This is a genomic window from Streptomyces sp. NPDC055025 (assembly GCF_053608565.1).
Genome location: NZ_JBSGVS010000017.1, coordinates 81258 through 96806, shown reverse-complemented (window position 1 = coordinate 96806; position 15549 = coordinate 81258). Strand labels below are relative to the sequence as shown.

The window sequence follows — 15549 nt, the reverse complement described above, 5'->3', positions numbered from 1 at the left end:
GCCGTCTGGCCCAGCCTCTGGCCCCACCGCACCACACCACCAGGAGACGAGCCGTGAGCCTCATACCCACCCTCAACAGGCACGGACGGCACCGGGCCGTCGGCGCCCTGGCCAACCTGGAACACCAGGTCCGGCAGCAGCGGATCCAGCTCGTTGGAGCCAGCGAAGCCATCCGGAAACTTCAGCAGGACCGCCGCAGCGCACTCGATGCAGTCGATCACCTGCGGGTCCGCCTCGGCCACGTTGAGCAGGAGAACGTCAGGCTCGGCCGTGCGGTCGAAGACCTCACCCTCGAACGCAACCAGCTCGACGAGGAACTCGCCGCGGTGAAGCGCAGGTTCGGCGCCCAGCTCGCCGCTGACGCCAACCAACACGCGGTCACCGTCCCGGCAGGCATCCGCGATACCAGCGCCCCCGAAGACCAAGCCACCGCACCCATCGACGTCATGCCGCTGTGGCAGGCCCTCGGCGTCAGAGCCACACGCGGCAACCCCAACCCAGCACACATCCCGCCGGCTGCCTGACCCGCCGGGCCGCTGGCGGCACACACCCAGCGGCCCGGCGCCCAACACGAACGCCCCGCCGAGGCGAATTCGGCAGGGCATCCACCATCAGCATCCCAGGAGAAGACATGCCCGTCACCATCAACGCCCACCAGCTCGGGCGCCTCATCGACAAGGTGCGCGGCCACATCGGTAACGAGTACATCGAGGTCCTGCACGGTATCCGGCTCGACGTCGATGCTGCCCACCTGCACGCCGTTGCGTCGGACCGGTACACCGTCGCTGCTGCCCGCTATCGCCTCAACCACGACGACAAGGACCAGGCGCCGTGGGGGCGCACCATCCCCGCCAGCTGGCTGAAGCCGCTCCGCGAATGGACCAGCGCCCACGGCGGTGGAGACACGATCACGATCAGCACCGAGCCGGGGCGCGTCAACTTCACCACCAACCACACCGAGATCCGCATCCCGGTCTCGGACGACCAGGAGTTCCCGAACTGGCGGGCCCTGCTGCAAGGTATCGCCGCCGAGGTTCCCACGATTTCCGCGTTCCCGGCCGTCGACTCCCGCATGCTGACCCGTTGGGCGGCTGGCGGAGATACTCTCCGCGTTCAGGTCACCTCCAATCTGAAGGCGTTCATGGTCTTCGGTGAGGGTTTCATCGGAGCCCAGCAGTCTGCGCGGTACGCCGGGATCGGTCCGTGCGAGGAAGAGACATTCGAGCAGGCGCTCGCTCTGTGGCCCCACGTCTTCACTGGCGACGAAGACATCGCCGACATGGCGAAGGACATGCCCGCCGAGGAACGACCCCGCTGGGAAGTGGCCTCTACGGTCCCCGACACGGTGGAGGACCTGCTCCGGCAGACGCTGCGGTCGACCAGTGAGCTACTGGGTGCCCCGAGTGAGGATCCGGGCGCCGTGGCCTCCTACGCCATCGCAGGGGTCAACGCCTGGTCCGCGTACCGGCTCCTCAACGCCCTCCACACGGCCGATCCCCGCCTCGCCGCGCAGACCGTCGCCGAACTGGCCGAGGAACTCGACGCGGGCGACTTCAGCGAGACCGCGTGGGACATCGCCGAGAAGGCCGGTCACGACCCGCAGAAGTGGCACGACGACTACGAGGCCCACGTCAAGAAGCTCGCGGCGAAGCGCGCCGCAGACGCGGCCTGACCGACCACCCTCCCCGGCGGCGCGTCGAGACCCCCGCTCCGCGCCGCCACCCCGGGCCCGGCACACCCCCAGCCGGGCCCGGGGCCACCACCGAAAGGCCAGCACATGAACACACCCATCCCGGCAGCCACCGCCCGCCACGTCCTCTGGATGTACGGAGCCGACGGAGGCACCGAACCCGGACTGTTCACCCACCAACTCCTCCGGCTCATCGGATACGCCGACCACGACAACAAGACCAAACTCGCCAGCCTCTACCCCGCCGAAGCTCGGGCCGTCCAGATGGCACAGCTCGACCCCGACGGCATCAAGACTCTCCTGAAGATCGCCGCGGGCGGCCCGTCCATCTACTGCATCCGCTGCCGGAACGCCGACGGACCCTTCACCCCGGACGACCTCTGCGAGGGATGCGCCCGGCCGATGCCCCTCGGCGGTGTCATGTGACCACCACCATCGTCGAGCCGGCCGTAACCGAGGCGGTTGCGCCGGGCCTGTACGACATTCCAGCGGATCTCTACCACTCCGATCCCATACCTGACGGCAGCCTGTCCTCGACCGGAGCCCGCAAGCTCGCCACCGAGTGCCCAGCCAAGTTCAAGTACTGGCTCGACAACCCAGAACCTCCGAAGCGCCACCTCGACCTCGGCACCGCCGCCCACAGCGTGGTCCTCGAAGAAGGCGAGAACGTCGTCGTCACCGACTACGACGACTGGCGCACGAAGGCGGCCCGCGAAGAACGGGACGCAATCCGCGCTGACGGCGGCCTGCCGCTCCTCTTCCACGAGGGCGAGCAACTGACCGCCATGGTCGCTGCACTACGCGCCGATCCCGAGGCGTCCCGCCTGCTGGAGCCCGGCTCCGGTGTTGCCGAGCAGTCCTTGTTCTGGGAGGACCGCGGGATTTGGCGCCGGGCCCGCTTCGACTGGCTGCGCCACGACGGCCAAATCGTCGACTACAAGACCACCAAGTCGGCGAACCCTCTCGACCTCTCCAAGGTGTTCCACGACTGGGGCTACCACCAGCAGCAGGAGTACTACATCGACGGGGGCATCGCCCTCGACGTGATCGACCCGGAGAAGCCGTTCCAGTTCGTGCTCCAGGAGAAGGAGCCGCCGTACCTCGTGGTCGTCACCACCTGCGACCCGACGGCCCGCGGTATTGGCCGGCACCTCAACGAAGTCGCGCTCAACACCTACGCCATCTGCCGTGAACGTGGCGAATGGCCCGGCTACCTCGAAGCACCTCTCACCGCGCTCCCCGTCTGGGTTGAGCGCCAGTACGCCTAGGAGAACCCGCATGAACCAGATCCTCGGCCAGCCTGTGCGCGCCGGCCGGCAGAACCAGCAGTCCCAGAGCAACGAGTACGACGACGGCCCCTTCGTCTTCCGGCCCGCCACCAAGGACGGCTTCAACGCCACCATCGCCATCCAGGGCCCGTCCGGATCCGGCAAGACATGGACCGGGCTCTGCATCGCCAGCGGACTGGCCGAGGGCCAGCGCTTCGCAGTCATCGACACCGAGCGAGGCGCCGCCGCCCTCTACGTCAACGACCTCCCCGCCACCTTCGACACCCTGCCGATGCACCGCTACGACCCCCGGGACCTACAGAAGGCCCTGGCCGCCGCAGCCCAGGCACGCTACCCGGTCGTCATGGTGGACAGCCTCTCCCACTTCTGGAAAGGAACCGACGGCACCCTCGACCAGGTCGAGAAGGCCAAGTCCAAGTACGGCGGCAACAAGTTCGCCGGCTGGAAGGACGGCACCCCCCTCCAGAACGAAATGATCGAAGCGCTCATGGCCTACCCCGGGCACGTGGTCGTGACCATGCGGTCCTACGTCGACTGGGTTCTTGAGAACGGCCAGCCCGTCAACAGGGGCATGCGCGTCGAGCAGCGCCGCGGCATCGAGTTCGAGTTCGGCGTAGCTGCGGAGATGGACAAGAGCAACCGGCTTCGCTTCATCAAGTCCCGCTGCCCGTCGTTCAGGGGACTGGTCCTTGACCAGCCCAACGGCGCGCGCGATATCGCCAAGCCCTACCTGGACTGGCTGCGCGACGGCGGCAAGGAAGTCGACCCGGTCATCTGGATCGACGCGGCGAACTCGCCAGAGGCCACCCCGGACAGCCTGCTTGCTCTCTACCGCGAAGTCGAAGCGGCCAGCGCCCTCGCCACTCCGCTCCTGCACCCGGACACCGGAAAGCCGACCAGCCTCGGCGACCGCATCAAGGAACGCGGCGCCTCGCTCAAGGCCGCAGCCGCTGCCTAACCCACCTACCTACGGGGCCGTCGTGGCCCGAACCTACGACGGCCCCGCCCCCGGAAGGAAATCACATGACCGTGCTCCAGATCTGGTACTGCCAGCGTTGCCGAAGCTCCTGCAAGGTCCAGCCGCCGACCGAGGCACCCGCCTGCCGCTGCAAGACCCCGGTACCCAGCCTTCACCCCACCGAGGTCACGGTCATACCGCAGCCGAAGCGTCGCCCCATGCACGCCCTCAGCAACGAGGAAGCACGCCTCCGGGCGATGGCCCGCAAGGGCACTCGGGTCCGCGTCACGTTCGAGGCCGAGATCACCGACGCCGTGCAGTGGACCGCCGGCGACCAGCGAGGCCTGGAGTTCGACCTCGCGACCTCTGACGGCCGCCGCTACACCATCGACCCCCAACTGCCCGGCCTCCACATCGAAGCCATATCCGCAGACGAGGAGACAGCGTCATGACCGACCTCTCACCCGACCTCGCCTTCACCGAATCCCGGACCATGCGGGCCCACACTGCCGGTCGCGTCGATGTCCTCGACAAAGTCAAGGCGCTGGCGCTACTGCCCGACGGCATGCACGCCACCACCGAGATCGTCGCCTCCTATTACGAGGTCGACGTCGAGGCCGTCAACAGTCTCGTCCGCAGGAACCGCGCAGAGCTGGAAGGGAACGGTCTCCATAAACTGACTGGCGCCGAACTGCGGCAGTTCGAGCTGGTCAACCTGACCAGCTCGGAGGCGGCTCCAAATCGACGCTCACTTCGGCTCTTTACGCGCCGGACCATGTTGAACGTCGGCCAACTCCTCGCCGAGTCGGACGTTGCCCGCCGGGTTCGCACCTACCTGTTGGACATCGAGGAGCAGGCCACTCCGGAGCAGAAGGCCACGGCGATCGAGAAGGCCGCCGAGGCTGAGGCTCAGCTTCGGGCGATCGAGGTCTTGGCGCGGATCGACGGCAACAGCTCCTACGCCCGAGCGATCAGCCGGCACATCGCCGCCCGGATGCTCGGCGAGGAGCCGGATGTCGACCCGGCAGACATCACGATCACCTGCGACGAGTACCTGAGGGACAAGGGCGTCCGCGACGAAAAGCAGCTCCGATCTGCACGCACACGATTGGGCACGGCGGTCGCCGCTCTTTACTTCGCCAGGTACGACATGAAGCCCCAGAAGATCGACCGCCCCATCAACGGTGTCCACCGCAAGGTTGCCGTCTACACCCGCCGCGACATCGATCTCTTCGACAAGGCGTGGGCCGAGGTCGGTCGCCACTACGACATCCAGACCCGGCTTGACGGGAACGCGGCGTGACCACTTCCGAGCAGCCCGCCCTTGACGGCACCATCCCCGCCGCAGCACCGGTCCGCCGCCGGGTCGACAACTACGAGACGTGGATCGACGAGGTGCGGCCCACGTTCGAGACTGTCGCCCGCTCCGGCCGCCGCTTCACCTCATACGAGATAGCCGACGAATACGACCTCCCCGAGCCGCCCAACCCGAAAAGCCACTGGGGCACCTTCGTCCACCGCCTCGCCGGGGACGGCCTGATCGAGCACGTCGGGTTCGAGGAAACCGCCCGGCCGACGGGCGAGCACTCCGCGGTGAAGGTGTGGCGCGGCACCCGGGCGACGCGCCAGGGGAGGGCGGCATGAACCTCGCCTGGATCTGGCCCGCCCTCATTGCCGTCGGCCCGATCCTTCACGCCCTTCACCTACACAACCGACGACGCGCCGCGCGAAATGCGGCCCAAACCGTCACCGCCGACACCCGGCCCGGCACCGACACCAAGACCCTCGCCACCTGCCACGCCATCTGGAACACCAGCCGAAAGGAAACGCCGTGAGTCGCCGCCCCATCCCCGCCGAAGCCTTCGACCACGGCGACCAGCGCCGCTACAACCGCGGCTGCCGCTGCCGCCCATGCACCCGCAGCGCAACAGCCGCGAGCCGCCGTAACCGCTACCTCCGCGACACCGGCCGCGGCAGCCTCACCACCCCGGACCGGGCCGCAGCCCACATCGCCCGCCTACGTGCCAGCGGCACACCCGACGCCGCGATCTGCACGACCGCAGCCGTCGTTCCCGACGTCTTCTACCGGATCCTCCGTGGCGAAGGACGCATCCGCTACGCCACCGAACGGCGCATCCTCGCCGTCAACGTCCCGACGGGGGAGACCTCCAGCCGGTCCGGCGCGCACGTCCCGAATCTCGGTACTGTCCGACGGCTGCGGACACTCGCCGCCGATGGATGGCCGTCCGCCGAACTCGGACGCCGCGCCGGCAAGCAGAAACAGTTCATCGTCTACCTGCAGAACTCCAGTACTGACGCGCGGGTTCGCCTGTGGGTCGCCGGCTACATCCGCGACCTTTACATCGACCTTCACGGCCTCATCCCCGAGGCGGAGGGCGTGCGGTCGGCATTCGCTGCCCGAACTCGTGGTGCCGCTGCACGCAAGGGGTGGGCGCCCAGCGCGTACTGGGATCTCGACGACTTCGACAACCCGAACTTTGAGCCTGCCGCGGTAGACACTGCCGGCCGCAACGAATTGGCGGCTGCCCGCCGCTCTGAGGTCGAGCACCTGGACAACTTCGGGCTTCCCGAGCGCGAGATCGCCGCGCGCCTCGGCATAGCCGTGTCGACGGTCCACGCCATCGTCCGTGAGCTGCGCACCGGGCAGCGGCGGGACCGGACGGGGTTGGCCGCATGAGCGCCCCGGCCCGAGACCCGGTCACCGGGCGGCTCATCCCGCCCGCACTCCGCCGACCGATCCCGCACAAGTGCTCCGCCGGGGTGACCCCATGCGGGAGGCCAGCCCGGTTCTACGCCTGCGGCTGGCGGTGCGTGGATCACGCGCCCGGCGTGAAAGCCGCCTGAACACACGAGCGCCCCGCGTCTGCGGGGCAGGGAGGGAGGGAACGTGTCAGTCGTCGGACTCGGCGGATGGCTTCTTGCGGCGCACCACGATCTTGCGCTTTGGGGCGGGCTCGTCCGCCTCGATCAGTTCGCGCTCCTCGCCGAGGGCTTCCAAGGCGCGCTCGTAGAAGTCCACGCCGACGATGACGGCGACACGTTTCCCGCGACTGGTCATGACGGTCGTCTCGTCGAAGTAGCGGGCGCGCTCGATCGCGTCGGCGAGCGAGTTTCGCACATCGGCGATCTTCTCCTGGTGCTCCTTCTTGGGCGCGGTCATGTCGGTACTGTACCTCACAGACTTCATGTACATCATCGCGTTGAGCGCTATTATGTACATGAAGTCGACGGGGTGTACGCCTCGAACCCGATGGCCCAACAGGGCCTGGTTCCGTGCGCCCACTCGGCCCCCATATCCACTCACACCCCCAAGGGGGACCCCTTGATCGTCGAAGGCTTCCACGGCCCCGGAGGCTGGGCAGAAGGCCGACGCCTCCTCGGCCTCAAGACCCGCGCCGTCGGCATGGAATGGGACGCCAACGCATGCGCCACTGCCAAGGCTGCCGGACACACCGTCATCCGCTGCGACGTCTCCCAGTACCCCACCGCGCCGTTCAAGGGCATCGTCACGGACAAGGTTGACAGCCCGCCCTGCCAGGCATGGTCGAAAGGCGGACACCAACTCGGCCTCATAGACCAGCCCCTCGTCCACCAGGCCGTCGAAGACCTCGCAGCCGGACGCGACACGCGCAAAGAACTCGGTGCCGCCTGCCGCGACCCCCGGTCGATCCTCGCCGCCGAACCCATGCGCTGGCACCACGATCTGAGGCCCGACCGGATCCTCATGGAGGAAGTACCGGCCGTACTGCCCCTCTTCCAGCAGTACGCGCGCATCCTCCGGTCCTGGGGATACAGCGTTTGGGTTGGTGTCCTCAACGCCGCCGACTACGGCCTCGGCCAAGCCCGTCTCCGCGCCGTCCTCATTGCCTCACGCGTCCGCGACGTCACCGCCCCCACTCCGACGCACACGCAACACCCGGCCGATGACTTGTTCGGCGAACGGCTCTTGCCGTGGGTGACGATGGCCGACGCACTTGGCTGGGGCTACACCCGCCGCCCCGCACCGACCGTAACCGGCGGCGGCACCGAGACCGGCGGAGCCGAGCCTTTCTCCTCGACCAGCCGCGCGGCGATGCGCGCCGCGATGGACGACCCCGGGCACTGGGCTTGGCGCAAGCCGGCGCCGACCGTCACCGGAACGGTGGGGCACGTCGGCGGCAAGCAGGCTGGCGGCCACCTCAACCTCACCATCCCGGAGGCCGCGCGCCTTCAGGGCTTCCCCGACGGCCACCGGTTCGTCGGCAACAAGGGACAGCAGTCCCTCCAGGTCGGCAACGCCATCCCGCCGCCCCTCGCCGCACACCTGCACGCCGCGGCCAACGGCATAACCGTGCTGCCGCAGCACGTCCAGGCCGCTGCGTGATCTCGCCCCGCGTCCGCCGCCGCGCACACACGTCGCCCTAACCCCGCCGCGCCAAGGCCCCGCCGCAGACCTATCCGAACCTGCCCGAAAGAAGATCCGATGCCCTGGTTCAAGATCGACGACAAGGCGCATTCCCACCCGAAGATCATGCGGGCCGGGAACGCGGCGCTCGGTCTTTGGGTGCGCTGCGGGTCCTACGCCGCACAGCACCTGACCGAGGGCATCGTTCCCGGCGTCGTGGCCCAGTTGTACGGCACCGCCCCACAGGCCAAGAAGCTCGTCAAGGCCGACCTGTGGCACGAGCGCGGCCACTCCTGCGGCCGCTGCCCTCAGCCGGGGGAGGGTGACTACGTCATCCACGACTTCCTCGAAGACGGGCGTAACACCTCCCGCGCGAAGCACGAAGCCGAGCGGAAGAAGGCCCGCGACCGGCAGGCGAAGCACCGGGAATCGCGAACTTCCGGGAGCGAAAGCCCCTTGAAAACGGATCGATTTGAAGTCGATTCATCCTCGAAAAAAAGCGAAAGTGCCTCAGAAAAAAACGAGTTCTGGGACTCCAGTGCAGGTCAGGGGCATGAGTCACGGCGTGACGAAATCGTCACGGGTATCCATGCCGGTGCCGCTCCTGTTCCTAACCCCAGTACTTCCTACGGAAGTACTGGTGCTGCTGCCACCGACGACCGTCGCCCCGGCCTCCCCGATCAGCTCGCCGAACTCAAGCGCGGCATCGCCGCAGCCGGCCTCGCCGGAGTCGCCTGGGACCTCCGCGAATCCGGCTGGGAGTACACACGGCAAGCCATGAACCGCGTCGGCGTTCCGGCGATGGTCGCCCACGCCGTTAATTCCGCCCGGCTCAAGGGCCTTCCTGCCGGTGCCTCCGCCTGGGTTCAGGGCTGGCGCTCCCTCGAAGCAGCACCCGACAACAGCGAAGACGTCACCTACCTGCCTGCCGCAGTCGGTGGGTTCCCACAGACGAACCGCCAGCAGCAAGAGACCGACGACCTCTTCGGCCGCGCCATGCAGCGTGCCAAGACCCGCATGACCCAGGAGGGATCATGACCCCCGACGAGACCGTCGTGCTCGCCCGCTACGTGCGGGCCCTGTGCCCCCAGCAGAAGTTCGACGAGTACACCCCCGACGCCTGGCACGACGTACTTGGAGACTGGCCCCTCTCCGCAGCGCGAGCCGCGGCCGCCGCCGTTGCCAAGCAGCAGCCCTTCGTCAGCCCCGCCGAGATCATCGGCGAGATCCGCAAGCAGCGCGACGCCAAGGCCGACAGCTTCCAAGGGCCCGGCCTGCCCGCAGAAATTCCCGACGCGGACCCGGATGACGTTCCCGCCTATCTCGCCGCTCTCCGTGAGCAGCGCACCCGGGCTGCGGATGGCCAGGAGCTGAAGCGGCGACCGGTTGCCGAGCTGATTTCCGGCGTGGTCTCCAGCTTTGGCGTTGTCCCCGGCAGCGACACGGAGGAAGCTCCGTCCGTTCGTCGGCCTGGGGCATTGTGCGTTGAGTGCCCGGTGTGCCATGCGGCGATCGGCCGCCCGTGCCGGTTGAAGCTCCAGGGTGGCGCACGTCACGAGCTGAGGAAGCCGCACTCGGCCCGCGGCCGTGTGGCCCGCGGCGAGCCTGCGACCACCGAGTCCCCGGAGGAAATTGAGCGTCGTCGCGCCGTGTCGCTGGCCCACCTTGATCGGCTCGCCGCCGACGAGGTTGAGACACTTGGGGAACCGTCGTGACCGACTTGGATCCGGATGACGTGCGGGCGATGCGCCGGGAGAACGGCGGCTCCGACTTCCGCCTGTACCTACGCCAGCAGATTGCCGCCGGCCGCGACCGCAGAGCCCAGCCCCAAACACCGGCCGCCCGGCCATTACCGCCCGGCCGCCGCCCGGGCGCCTGGCCCCCCCGGGCTCAGCCCGCCCCCGCCGATACCCGAAGCGCCGTCCGGCGCGTGGGATGCCGCGGTCGCCCGCTACCGGCGCGACGGGGACCCCGATGCCCCGCCCTGTGAATGCCACGGATGCACAACCACCACCAGCGAGGAGAACCGATGACCCGCCACATTCCGGCACCCATGCCGGCCAGCCTTCGACCGTCCCGTGTCCCGGCGCATCCGGCGCGGGGTGTGGTGTGCCCGTGGTGCCGGGCCCAGCCCGGCAGTCCGTGTGTGGTGCCGTCGTCGCGGCGCCGTACCGAGCAGGTACACCAGCAGCGCATGGCGGCCCGGGCGCAGTTCGTGGCGTGCTGCCCGACGTGCCAGGTGGAACCGACCGTGCCCTGCCACCTCGACGGGTGGCCGTTGAAGGACGGTGCGGTGCACGCCCGCCGGCACGAGGAAGCCGAGGTGGCGGCATGAACCGCGACTGCGAGATCCCCCAGTGCCCGAGTCTGGCCCGCCCGAACCGCCGCACCTGCGCCACCCACCGGGCCCGAGTCCACCGGGACGCGATCCCCGCCGAGCCCGTCCCGCTCGTCGACCTGGAGGAGGTCGCGTTCGTGGTCTACGAACGGCTGTCGGCGGCTGGCATGCCACGGCCCGAGCAGCGGCTGGTTGTTGTCGAGTTGACGGAGCGCAGTGTGCCCGCCCTGGAGATTGCGCGGCTTGTGGGTGTCAGCGAGCGCACTGTCCACCGCTGGAGAAGTGTCGCGTGATGGCCGCCGACGACCGGGACCGGTCGTGCCTGCTGCCGCGCCCGCGACGGTTTATCGGCGGGCCGAGCCGGTCGCCACATCTGCCCGCCGACCTGCCGTTTCCTTCGTCCCAGCCTTCCAATTCCCGCCCGATCAAGGTGTTTTGGCTGGGAGAATGAAGTACCGCAAACACCCATAAACCTTCCATCGGCGTGTGGGCTTCGAGGGAGCCGACGAACCGGTTCCCCGGCCCGACCGCCCGCACCAACCGATATGCCCTGAATGTCCAGACCGTTGACCGACCAGAGGAACCCGACATGACCCTGCCCGAACTCACCGTCCAGCCGACCGGCTACGTCGTGACCTGCCTCCCCGAAGGCCACGACGACCGATGGACCTTCACCATCCAGGTCCGCTACAGCGGCCACGACCAGTGGGCCATCAAGCACGGCATCCGCCACTACGGCACCGACGGCACCTGGTCCTACGAGCCCGACTTCGACGAAGACGACAAGGCCGAAGCCAAGTGGCTGGCCGCGCACCGCTTCGACCACGACACCGCGCTGAAGCTGGCGCGTGAACTGGCGCCGACGCTCACCTACCGCGGCGTGAGCGTGGCCGACGCCCTGGCCACTCCCACCCCGTGACACGCAGTACGCCCCGCCCGGGTCCTAACCGGGCGGGGCGCCCCGACAGCCTTCCACACACCTTGGAGAACCCGATGACCGATCAGCAGCACAACCCCGGAGCCTTCTACTGGAGCGCCAACTCCGACCTTTGCAAGCACGGAGCTGAACCCGACTGGGAAATCGACGGCGAGGCATGGGACGCCTGGTCCGACCGGCACCCCGTCAGCGACGACGGCCACATCTGCCTCGACGCCCCGGCCGGGGAAGCCTGCCTCGACTGCTCCGCCGACGAGGTCGGCATGGTCCCGTGGGCGGACTGCCGTGTCCGAGAGCACGCCCGGCCGAAGCGCGGCATGGTCCCGAACCCGGACGTCAGACATCAGCCGGTGACGGTCTGGGTCGGCACCCACGAGTGCCTGGACCGCGAGTGTGACGAGTACTTCACCGACGACGGTGACACCGACCCCGGCGTGGAGGGCTGCTCCCACATTCGCGAGGAGCGGGCGTGCTCCTGCCAGCGGGGCGACGACGGCGAGTACAGCAGCGCCCCGTGCCCGGCTGTCGTCCCTGCTGCGTAACCCCGCGTGTCCCCGCCCGGCGGCTATCCGGGCGGGGACCCCGCGACCCCGCAAGCCCACCACAGACCCCAGGAGACCCCGTGACCACCCAGCCTGAGCCGTACACGTACACGTACACCGACCCCGACGGGGACACCTTGAGCATCCGGCGGACCGTCACCATCGACGGCTCTGCGATCCCCGCAGTGTCGATCAGCGCCCGTGAGCGTGACTCAGCGGCGGGGGTGATGATCCCGGTCGCCGACGTGGAGCGGGTGGTGGCCGCGATCCGTACCGCCGCCGGGCAGCCGGCCGACCGGGCCGCCCTTCGCGAGCACATCGCGGAAGCGTTCGCGCGCTACGACTGGAACGTGGCCCCCGTGTTCCGGAGCGTCAATCCGAACGCGGACCACTACGGTCTGGCCGATGCGGTGCTGGCTGTGCTGCCCGAGCCCGCCGCCGACCGGGGCGCCGACCAGACCGCCGAGATCGAGCGGTTGCGGACGGAGCACGCGACCTGGCGGAAGCTCGGGCGGCGCAACCTGGAGCGGGCGCACGAGGAGAACGCACGCCTACGTACCGACCGGGCCGCCGTCCTGCGGGAGGCAATCGCCGCCGTTGAGGACCCGCAGCAGCGGGCCCGGACGACGACCGGTCTCGGCCTCGGCTGGGAGGCGGCGCGCGACGTGCTGCTCCGGATGGCTGCCGAGGCGCAGCAGCCCACCGCCGAGGAGCGGTCCAAGCCGGTCAACCCTGCCGCGCTGGTTGAGGTCCGCGACCGGTGCCCGCACTGCCGCGACCAGCAGCTTGTACCGCGCCGTCAGATGGCCGAGCACCTGGCGCGCCTCCATCCCGACCAGGCCACCGCCGTGGAGCAGCCCGACACCCGGTCATCGCCAGCCACCGAGCCGACGCCCGCCGAACTGATCCGGGACCAGGTCCGGGAGTGGCAGAAGGACTGCGTGTGGCTCGACGTGGACGGATCGCCTCTGGTCCTCCCGGGGTCCTGGCCGGACGCTCAGTCGCTGATCGACGCGATTCGCACTGCCGTCGTGGAGGAGTGCCGGGATGGCGGGGATGGCTCACAGCCCGACGCCCGGCGCGAGCGGTACGTGGCCGCGGTCCTCGCGGCTCTCGCTCGTGACACGACGAACGGCCCGAACTGGGGCGCTGCCGCCGACGCCGCCATGGCCGTGGCGGACGAGGAGCAGCGGGAACTGCGTGCCGAACTTCACGAGTCTCGGGCCCTTGCTTCCCGGCGCGAGTCCGAGCTGATCGGCCGCCGCGCCACCATCAAGAGCCTGCGTGCCGAGTTGGAGCAGGCCCGCGCCGAACGCGCCGTCCTGGCCCCGATGCTCGACGGCCTCGCGCGACTCGTCGCCACCAACTCCCGGGACTGGGGCACCGACCGGGTCGACGCGTGGCTGTGGGCCGTCATCTGCGGCTGGGACTGCGAGGAAGCCGAGCACACCGACACCTGCACGCACGGCGCCATGGAGGAAATGGCCGCGCGCCACGGCTGGGACGAGGAGACCGTGGCGAAAGCCCGGCGGTACCGCGCCGTTGTCCGGACCGTTGAGGAGTCGGGCCCGGTGTCCAAGGGCGGGGCGCGCGAGCCCCACGGCGGGGCGTGACGGCCCCCAGGAACGCCCCACACCCCAAACCGGCACCCCCGAGTGACACCCCGCGCCTGAAAGCCCGCCAGGCGGGCGCACAGCCAATCCAGAACCGAACGCACAGCCGAGGAGCGCCAGATGACCGACCAGCCCGCCCGCTACGCCGTGTACGGCGAACTCATGTGGCCCGAGTGGAACCAGACCTCCGAGAGCTACGGCGTCGACGGCAAGGACACCGCCGAGGCCCTGCTGGACGCTCACGCCGCTGAGGTCCAGAACGAGACCATCCCCGACTGGGAAGCCGTGTACGAGCCGGGCAACGTATCCGACTACCTCATCGGCTACGCGAACAGCGAGGCCGCCGCGAAGGGCGCAGCCGTCGCATGGGTCCTGTCCCAGACGGACAAGAACGCCGCCCGCCTGGAGTGGGAAGAGCTGCCCACCGGGGAGCGGCACGACCAGTGGTTCGACCTGACCGAGCGGCACGACGACGGGATCGGCACGGCCACCGGGGTCACCGTCCGCCGCCGGTCCCGGCCGTACACCGCTGCCGAAATCGCGACAGTCGACACCACCGAGTGACACCAGCGGCCCGCCCCCGGGTCGAACGGGGGCGGGCACCCAGCCACCACACCACACACCCCCGAAGGAGAACCACATGCTCACCCCGGACAACTGGCAGATCATCCGCGACCTGACCACCTGGGTCGACATCCACAACGGCCGCTCGGAGCACGAGATCGCCATGCGCATCATGAAGATCACCGAAGAAGCAGGCGAAGTCTCGCAGGCGTACATCGGCATGACCGGCCAGAACCCCCGCAAGGGCGTCACCCACTCGCTTACCGACCTGCAGGGCGAACTGTGCGACGTGATCCTCACCGCCGCTGTCGCGCTCGCGTCGATCAGCGACGAGCCGGCGGCCATCTTCGACGCGAAGGTTGCGCACGTTGCCGAGCGCGCGATGGGGGTGACCCGATGACCGACCAGACCCGGCCGACTCCCGGCAACCGCCGCTTCTACCAACTGCACCGCCCCGTCGACGTCTCCGGCATCTCCGGCACCGGATTCCCCGCCGAGGTTGCGGTTTTCAGCGACGGACACGCCGCCATCCACTGGCCCGGCAAGTTCCCCACCACCACCCCGCACCCCGGCGGCTTGGCCTGGACAGAGGGCATCCACTGCCACCACGGCACCACCCTCCAGCCCCTCACCGACCCGCGCCTGGCCCGCATCGCCGAAGCCCACACCAAGCACGTCGGAGAGGGCGGCCTCACCGACGGACTCTGCACCGAATGCGACCACCCGCACCCGTGCCCGACCTACGTGTGGGCGACGACCGACCGCGACCCGCTTGCGACGTGGGACCCGGCCGACGGCGAAACCGAGGTGACCCGATGACCACACCCGCCGACGAACTCCGCACCGCCGCCCGCCGATGCCGAAGCGGCATGCTCGCCGTCCACATCGACTTCGACGTGCCCCTCGCCGACTGGCTGGACGTGGCAGCCGACCTGATCGACAGCTACCCCGACCTCGGCCGCACGCACATCGACGGCGAGCCCTGCACGGACCTCGCCTGCCGCACCGTCCACGCCGCCCTCGCGGTGGCCCGGCAGATCAACGGAATACCCCGGTGACCGGCCCGTCATCCACGCCCCGGGGCGAGCGCGCGCGTCGCCCCGGGGCCACCTGGGACACCACCCTCGTCCGTACCGAGGCCGTGGTGGCAGACGGGGAGCCGGAGCCCCAGCCCAACCGGGCCGCGCGCCGCGCCATCCGGCGAGCAGCCGGG

23 protein-coding genes are annotated in these 15549 nt (G+C 69.4%); 22 read left to right on the top strand and 1 reads right to left on the bottom strand.

Translation table 11 applies throughout. The features are described 5' to 3' along the window. Positions 1-53: 53 nt before the first annotated feature. From ACWGDX_RS13510 to ACWGDX_RS13465, 10 genes are all read left to right on the top strand, one after another. Complete coding sequence (locus ACWGDX_RS13510; protein WP_453625190.1) at positions 54-524, top strand: hypothetical protein; 471 nt, start codon at positions 54-56, stop codon at positions 522-524. 107 nt (positions 525-631) lie between these two features. Then, positions 632-1672 carry a hypothetical protein gene (locus ACWGDX_RS13505; protein ID WP_453625189.1) on the top strand — a complete coding sequence of 347 codons (1041 nt, stop codon included), beginning with the start codon at positions 632-634 and terminating at the stop codon, positions 1670-1672. Between the two features lie 105 nt (positions 1673-1777). Beyond that, positions 1778-2116: a hypothetical protein gene (locus ACWGDX_RS13500; RefSeq protein WP_453625187.1), complete on the top strand. Its 339-nt coding sequence runs from the start codon at positions 1778-1780 to the stop codon at positions 2114-2116. Beyond that, entirely contained in the window at positions 2113-2958 is an 846-nt protein-coding gene (locus tag ACWGDX_RS13495) for a PD-(D/E)XK nuclease-like domain-containing protein (protein WP_453625185.1), read from the top strand. The genes ACWGDX_RS13500 and ACWGDX_RS13495 overlap by 4 nt, the downstream gene beginning before the upstream one ends. Positions 2959-2968: 10 nt before the next feature. Beyond that, on the top strand, positions 2969-3937 hold the full coding sequence (locus ACWGDX_RS13490) for an AAA family ATPase (protein ID WP_453625183.1): 969 nt from the start codon (positions 2969-2971) through the stop codon (positions 3935-3937). 65 nt (positions 3938-4002) lie between these two features. After that, positions 4003-4389 (top strand): hypothetical protein, encoded by a 387-nt coding sequence (locus tag ACWGDX_RS13485; RefSeq protein ID WP_453625181.1) that lies wholly within the window; start codon positions 4003-4005, stop codon positions 4387-4389. Then, positions 4386-5240 carry a hypothetical protein gene (locus ACWGDX_RS13480; protein ID WP_453625179.1) on the top strand — a complete coding sequence of 285 codons (855 nt, stop codon included), beginning with the start codon at positions 4386-4388 and terminating at the stop codon, positions 5238-5240. Before ACWGDX_RS13485 ends, ACWGDX_RS13480 begins: the two co-directional genes overlap by 4 nt. Continuing rightward, positions 5237-5581 (top strand): hypothetical protein, encoded by a 345-nt coding sequence (locus ACWGDX_RS13475; RefSeq protein WP_453625177.1) that lies wholly within the window; start codon positions 5237-5239, stop codon positions 5579-5581. Before ACWGDX_RS13480 ends, ACWGDX_RS13475 begins: the two co-directional genes overlap by 4 nt. Then, positions 5578-5772, top strand: coding sequence for a hypothetical protein (locus ACWGDX_RS13470; protein ID WP_453625176.1), 195 nt, complete (start codon positions 5578-5580; stop codon positions 5770-5772). Before ACWGDX_RS13475 ends, ACWGDX_RS13470 begins: the two co-directional genes overlap by 4 nt. Then, a complete protein-coding gene (locus ACWGDX_RS13465) occupies positions 5769-6635 on the top strand; it encodes a hypothetical protein (RefSeq protein ID WP_453625174.1) in 867 nt (288 codons plus the stop codon). The genes ACWGDX_RS13470 and ACWGDX_RS13465 overlap by 4 nt, the downstream gene beginning before the upstream one ends. A 213-nt stretch (positions 6636-6848) precedes the next feature. Here ACWGDX_RS13465 and ACWGDX_RS13460 read toward each other — a convergent pair whose 3' ends face one another. Further along, positions 6849-7118, bottom strand: a complete 270-nt coding sequence (locus tag ACWGDX_RS13460; RefSeq protein WP_453625172.1) for a type II toxin-antitoxin system prevent-host-death family antitoxin — start codon at positions 7116-7118, stop codon at positions 6849-6851. A 162-nt stretch (positions 7119-7280) separates the two neighbouring features. On the opposite strand from ACWGDX_RS13460, the gene ACWGDX_RS13455 reads away from it, so the two are divergent. The 12 genes from ACWGDX_RS13455 to ACWGDX_RS13400 all read left to right on the top strand — a co-directional run bounded on the left by ACWGDX_RS13455 (position 7281) and on the right by ACWGDX_RS13400 (position 15394). Further along, complete coding sequence (locus ACWGDX_RS13455) at positions 7281-8321, top strand: DNA cytosine methyltransferase (RefSeq protein ID WP_453625170.1); 1041 nt, start codon at positions 7281-7283, stop codon at positions 8319-8321. A 99-nt stretch (positions 8322-8420) separates the two neighbouring features. Then, positions 8421-9380 (top strand): mucin-2, encoded by a 960-nt coding sequence (locus ACWGDX_RS13450; RefSeq protein ID WP_453625168.1) that lies wholly within the window; start codon positions 8421-8423, stop codon positions 9378-9380. Continuing rightward, a complete protein-coding gene (locus tag ACWGDX_RS13445; RefSeq protein ID WP_453625166.1) occupies positions 9377-10057 on the top strand; it encodes a zinc finger domain-containing protein in 681 nt (226 codons plus the stop codon). Before ACWGDX_RS13450 ends, ACWGDX_RS13445 begins: the two co-directional genes overlap by 4 nt. A gap of 275 nt (positions 10058-10332) precedes the next feature. Continuing rightward, complete coding sequence (locus ACWGDX_RS13440; protein WP_453625164.1) at positions 10333-10677, top strand: zinc finger domain-containing protein; 345 nt, start codon at positions 10333-10335, stop codon at positions 10675-10677. Further along, the gene (locus ACWGDX_RS13435) at positions 10674-10973 is read left to right on the top strand and encodes a helix-turn-helix domain-containing protein (RefSeq protein WP_453625162.1); all 300 of its coding nucleotides are present in this window, start codon (positions 10674-10676) and stop codon (positions 10971-10973) included. Before ACWGDX_RS13440 ends, ACWGDX_RS13435 begins: the two co-directional genes overlap by 4 nt. A 296-nt stretch (positions 10974-11269) precedes the next feature. After that, entirely contained in the window at positions 11270-11599 is a 330-nt protein-coding gene (locus ACWGDX_RS13430) for a hypothetical protein (protein ID WP_453625160.1), read from the top strand. Positions 11600-11673: 74 nt separating this feature from the next. Further along, positions 11674-12159, top strand: coding sequence for a hypothetical protein (locus tag ACWGDX_RS13425; RefSeq protein ID WP_453625159.1), 486 nt, complete (start codon positions 11674-11676; stop codon positions 12157-12159). Positions 12160-12239: 80 nt separating this feature from the next. Then, positions 12240-13772, top strand: coding sequence for a hypothetical protein (locus tag ACWGDX_RS13420; RefSeq protein WP_453625157.1), 1533 nt, complete (start codon positions 12240-12242; stop codon positions 13770-13772). A gap of 120 nt (positions 13773-13892) precedes the next feature. Beyond that, entirely contained in the window at positions 13893-14336 is a 444-nt protein-coding gene (locus ACWGDX_RS13415; RefSeq protein ID WP_453625155.1) for a hypothetical protein, read from the top strand. Positions 14337-14412: 76 nt separating this feature from the next. After that, complete coding sequence (locus ACWGDX_RS13410) at positions 14413-14736, top strand: MazG-like family protein (protein WP_453625154.1); 324 nt, start codon at positions 14413-14415, stop codon at positions 14734-14736. After that, positions 14733-15155, top strand: coding sequence for a hypothetical protein (locus tag ACWGDX_RS13405; RefSeq protein ID WP_453625152.1), 423 nt, complete (start codon positions 14733-14735; stop codon positions 15153-15155). The genes ACWGDX_RS13410 and ACWGDX_RS13405 overlap by 4 nt, the downstream gene beginning before the upstream one ends. Beyond that, the gene (locus tag ACWGDX_RS13400) at positions 15152-15394 is read left to right on the top strand and encodes a hypothetical protein (RefSeq protein WP_453625150.1); all 243 of its coding nucleotides are present in this window, start codon (positions 15152-15154) and stop codon (positions 15392-15394) included. Before ACWGDX_RS13405 ends, ACWGDX_RS13400 begins: the two co-directional genes overlap by 4 nt. Positions 15395-15549 lie beyond the last annotated feature (155 nt).

Bases quoted from the DNA above. Each gene is read 5' to 3' on its own strand.
- ACWGDX_RS13505 (WP_453625189.1), top strand. From the start codon at position 632: ATGCCCGTCACCATCAACGCCCACCAGCTCGGGCGCCTCATCGACAAG.
- ACWGDX_RS13500 (WP_453625187.1), top strand. From the start codon at position 1,778: ATGAACACACCCATCCCGGCAGCCACCGCCCGCCACGTCCTCTGGATG.
- ACWGDX_RS13490 (WP_453625183.1), top strand. From the start codon at position 2,969: ATGAACCAGATCCTCGGCCAGCCTGTGCGCGCCGGCCGGCAGAACCAG.
- ACWGDX_RS13485 (WP_453625181.1), top strand. From the start codon at position 4,003: ATGACCGTGCTCCAGATCTGGTACTGCCAGCGTTGCCGAAGCTCCTGC.
- ACWGDX_RS13480 (WP_453625179.1), top strand. From the start codon at position 4,386: ATGACCGACCTCTCACCCGACCTCGCCTTCACCGAATCCCGGACCATG.
- ACWGDX_RS13470 (WP_453625176.1), top strand. From the start codon at position 5,578: ATGAACCTCGCCTGGATCTGGCCCGCCCTCATTGCCGTCGGCCCGATC.
- ACWGDX_RS13460 (WP_453625172.1), bottom strand. From the start codon at position 7,118: ATGACCGCGCCCAAGAAGGAGCACCAGGAGAAGATCGCCGATGTGCGA.
- ACWGDX_RS13450 (WP_453625168.1), top strand. From the start codon at position 8,421: ATGCCCTGGTTCAAGATCGACGACAAGGCGCATTCCCACCCGAAGATC.
- ACWGDX_RS13445 (WP_453625166.1), top strand. From the start codon at position 9,377: ATGACCCCCGACGAGACCGTCGTGCTCGCCCGCTACGTGCGGGCCCTG.
- ACWGDX_RS13440 (WP_453625164.1), top strand. From the start codon at position 10,333: ATGCCACGGATGCACAACCACCACCAGCGAGGAGAACCGATGACCCGC.
- ACWGDX_RS13435 (WP_453625162.1), top strand. From the start codon at position 10,674: ATGAACCGCGACTGCGAGATCCCCCAGTGCCCGAGTCTGGCCCGCCCG.
- ACWGDX_RS13430 (WP_453625160.1), top strand. From the start codon at position 11,270: ATGACCCTGCCCGAACTCACCGTCCAGCCGACCGGCTACGTCGTGACC.
- ACWGDX_RS13425 (WP_453625159.1), top strand. From the start codon at position 11,674: ATGACCGATCAGCAGCACAACCCCGGAGCCTTCTACTGGAGCGCCAAC.
- ACWGDX_RS13415 (WP_453625155.1), top strand. From the start codon at position 13,893: ATGACCGACCAGCCCGCCCGCTACGCCGTGTACGGCGAACTCATGTGG.
- ACWGDX_RS13410 (WP_453625154.1), top strand. From the start codon at position 14,413: ATGCTCACCCCGGACAACTGGCAGATCATCCGCGACCTGACCACCTGG.
- ACWGDX_RS13405 (WP_453625152.1), top strand. From the start codon at position 14,733: ATGACCGACCAGACCCGGCCGACTCCCGGCAACCGCCGCTTCTACCAA.
- ACWGDX_RS13400 (WP_453625150.1), top strand. From the start codon at position 15,152: ATGACCACACCCGCCGACGAACTCCGCACCGCCGCCCGCCGATGCCGA.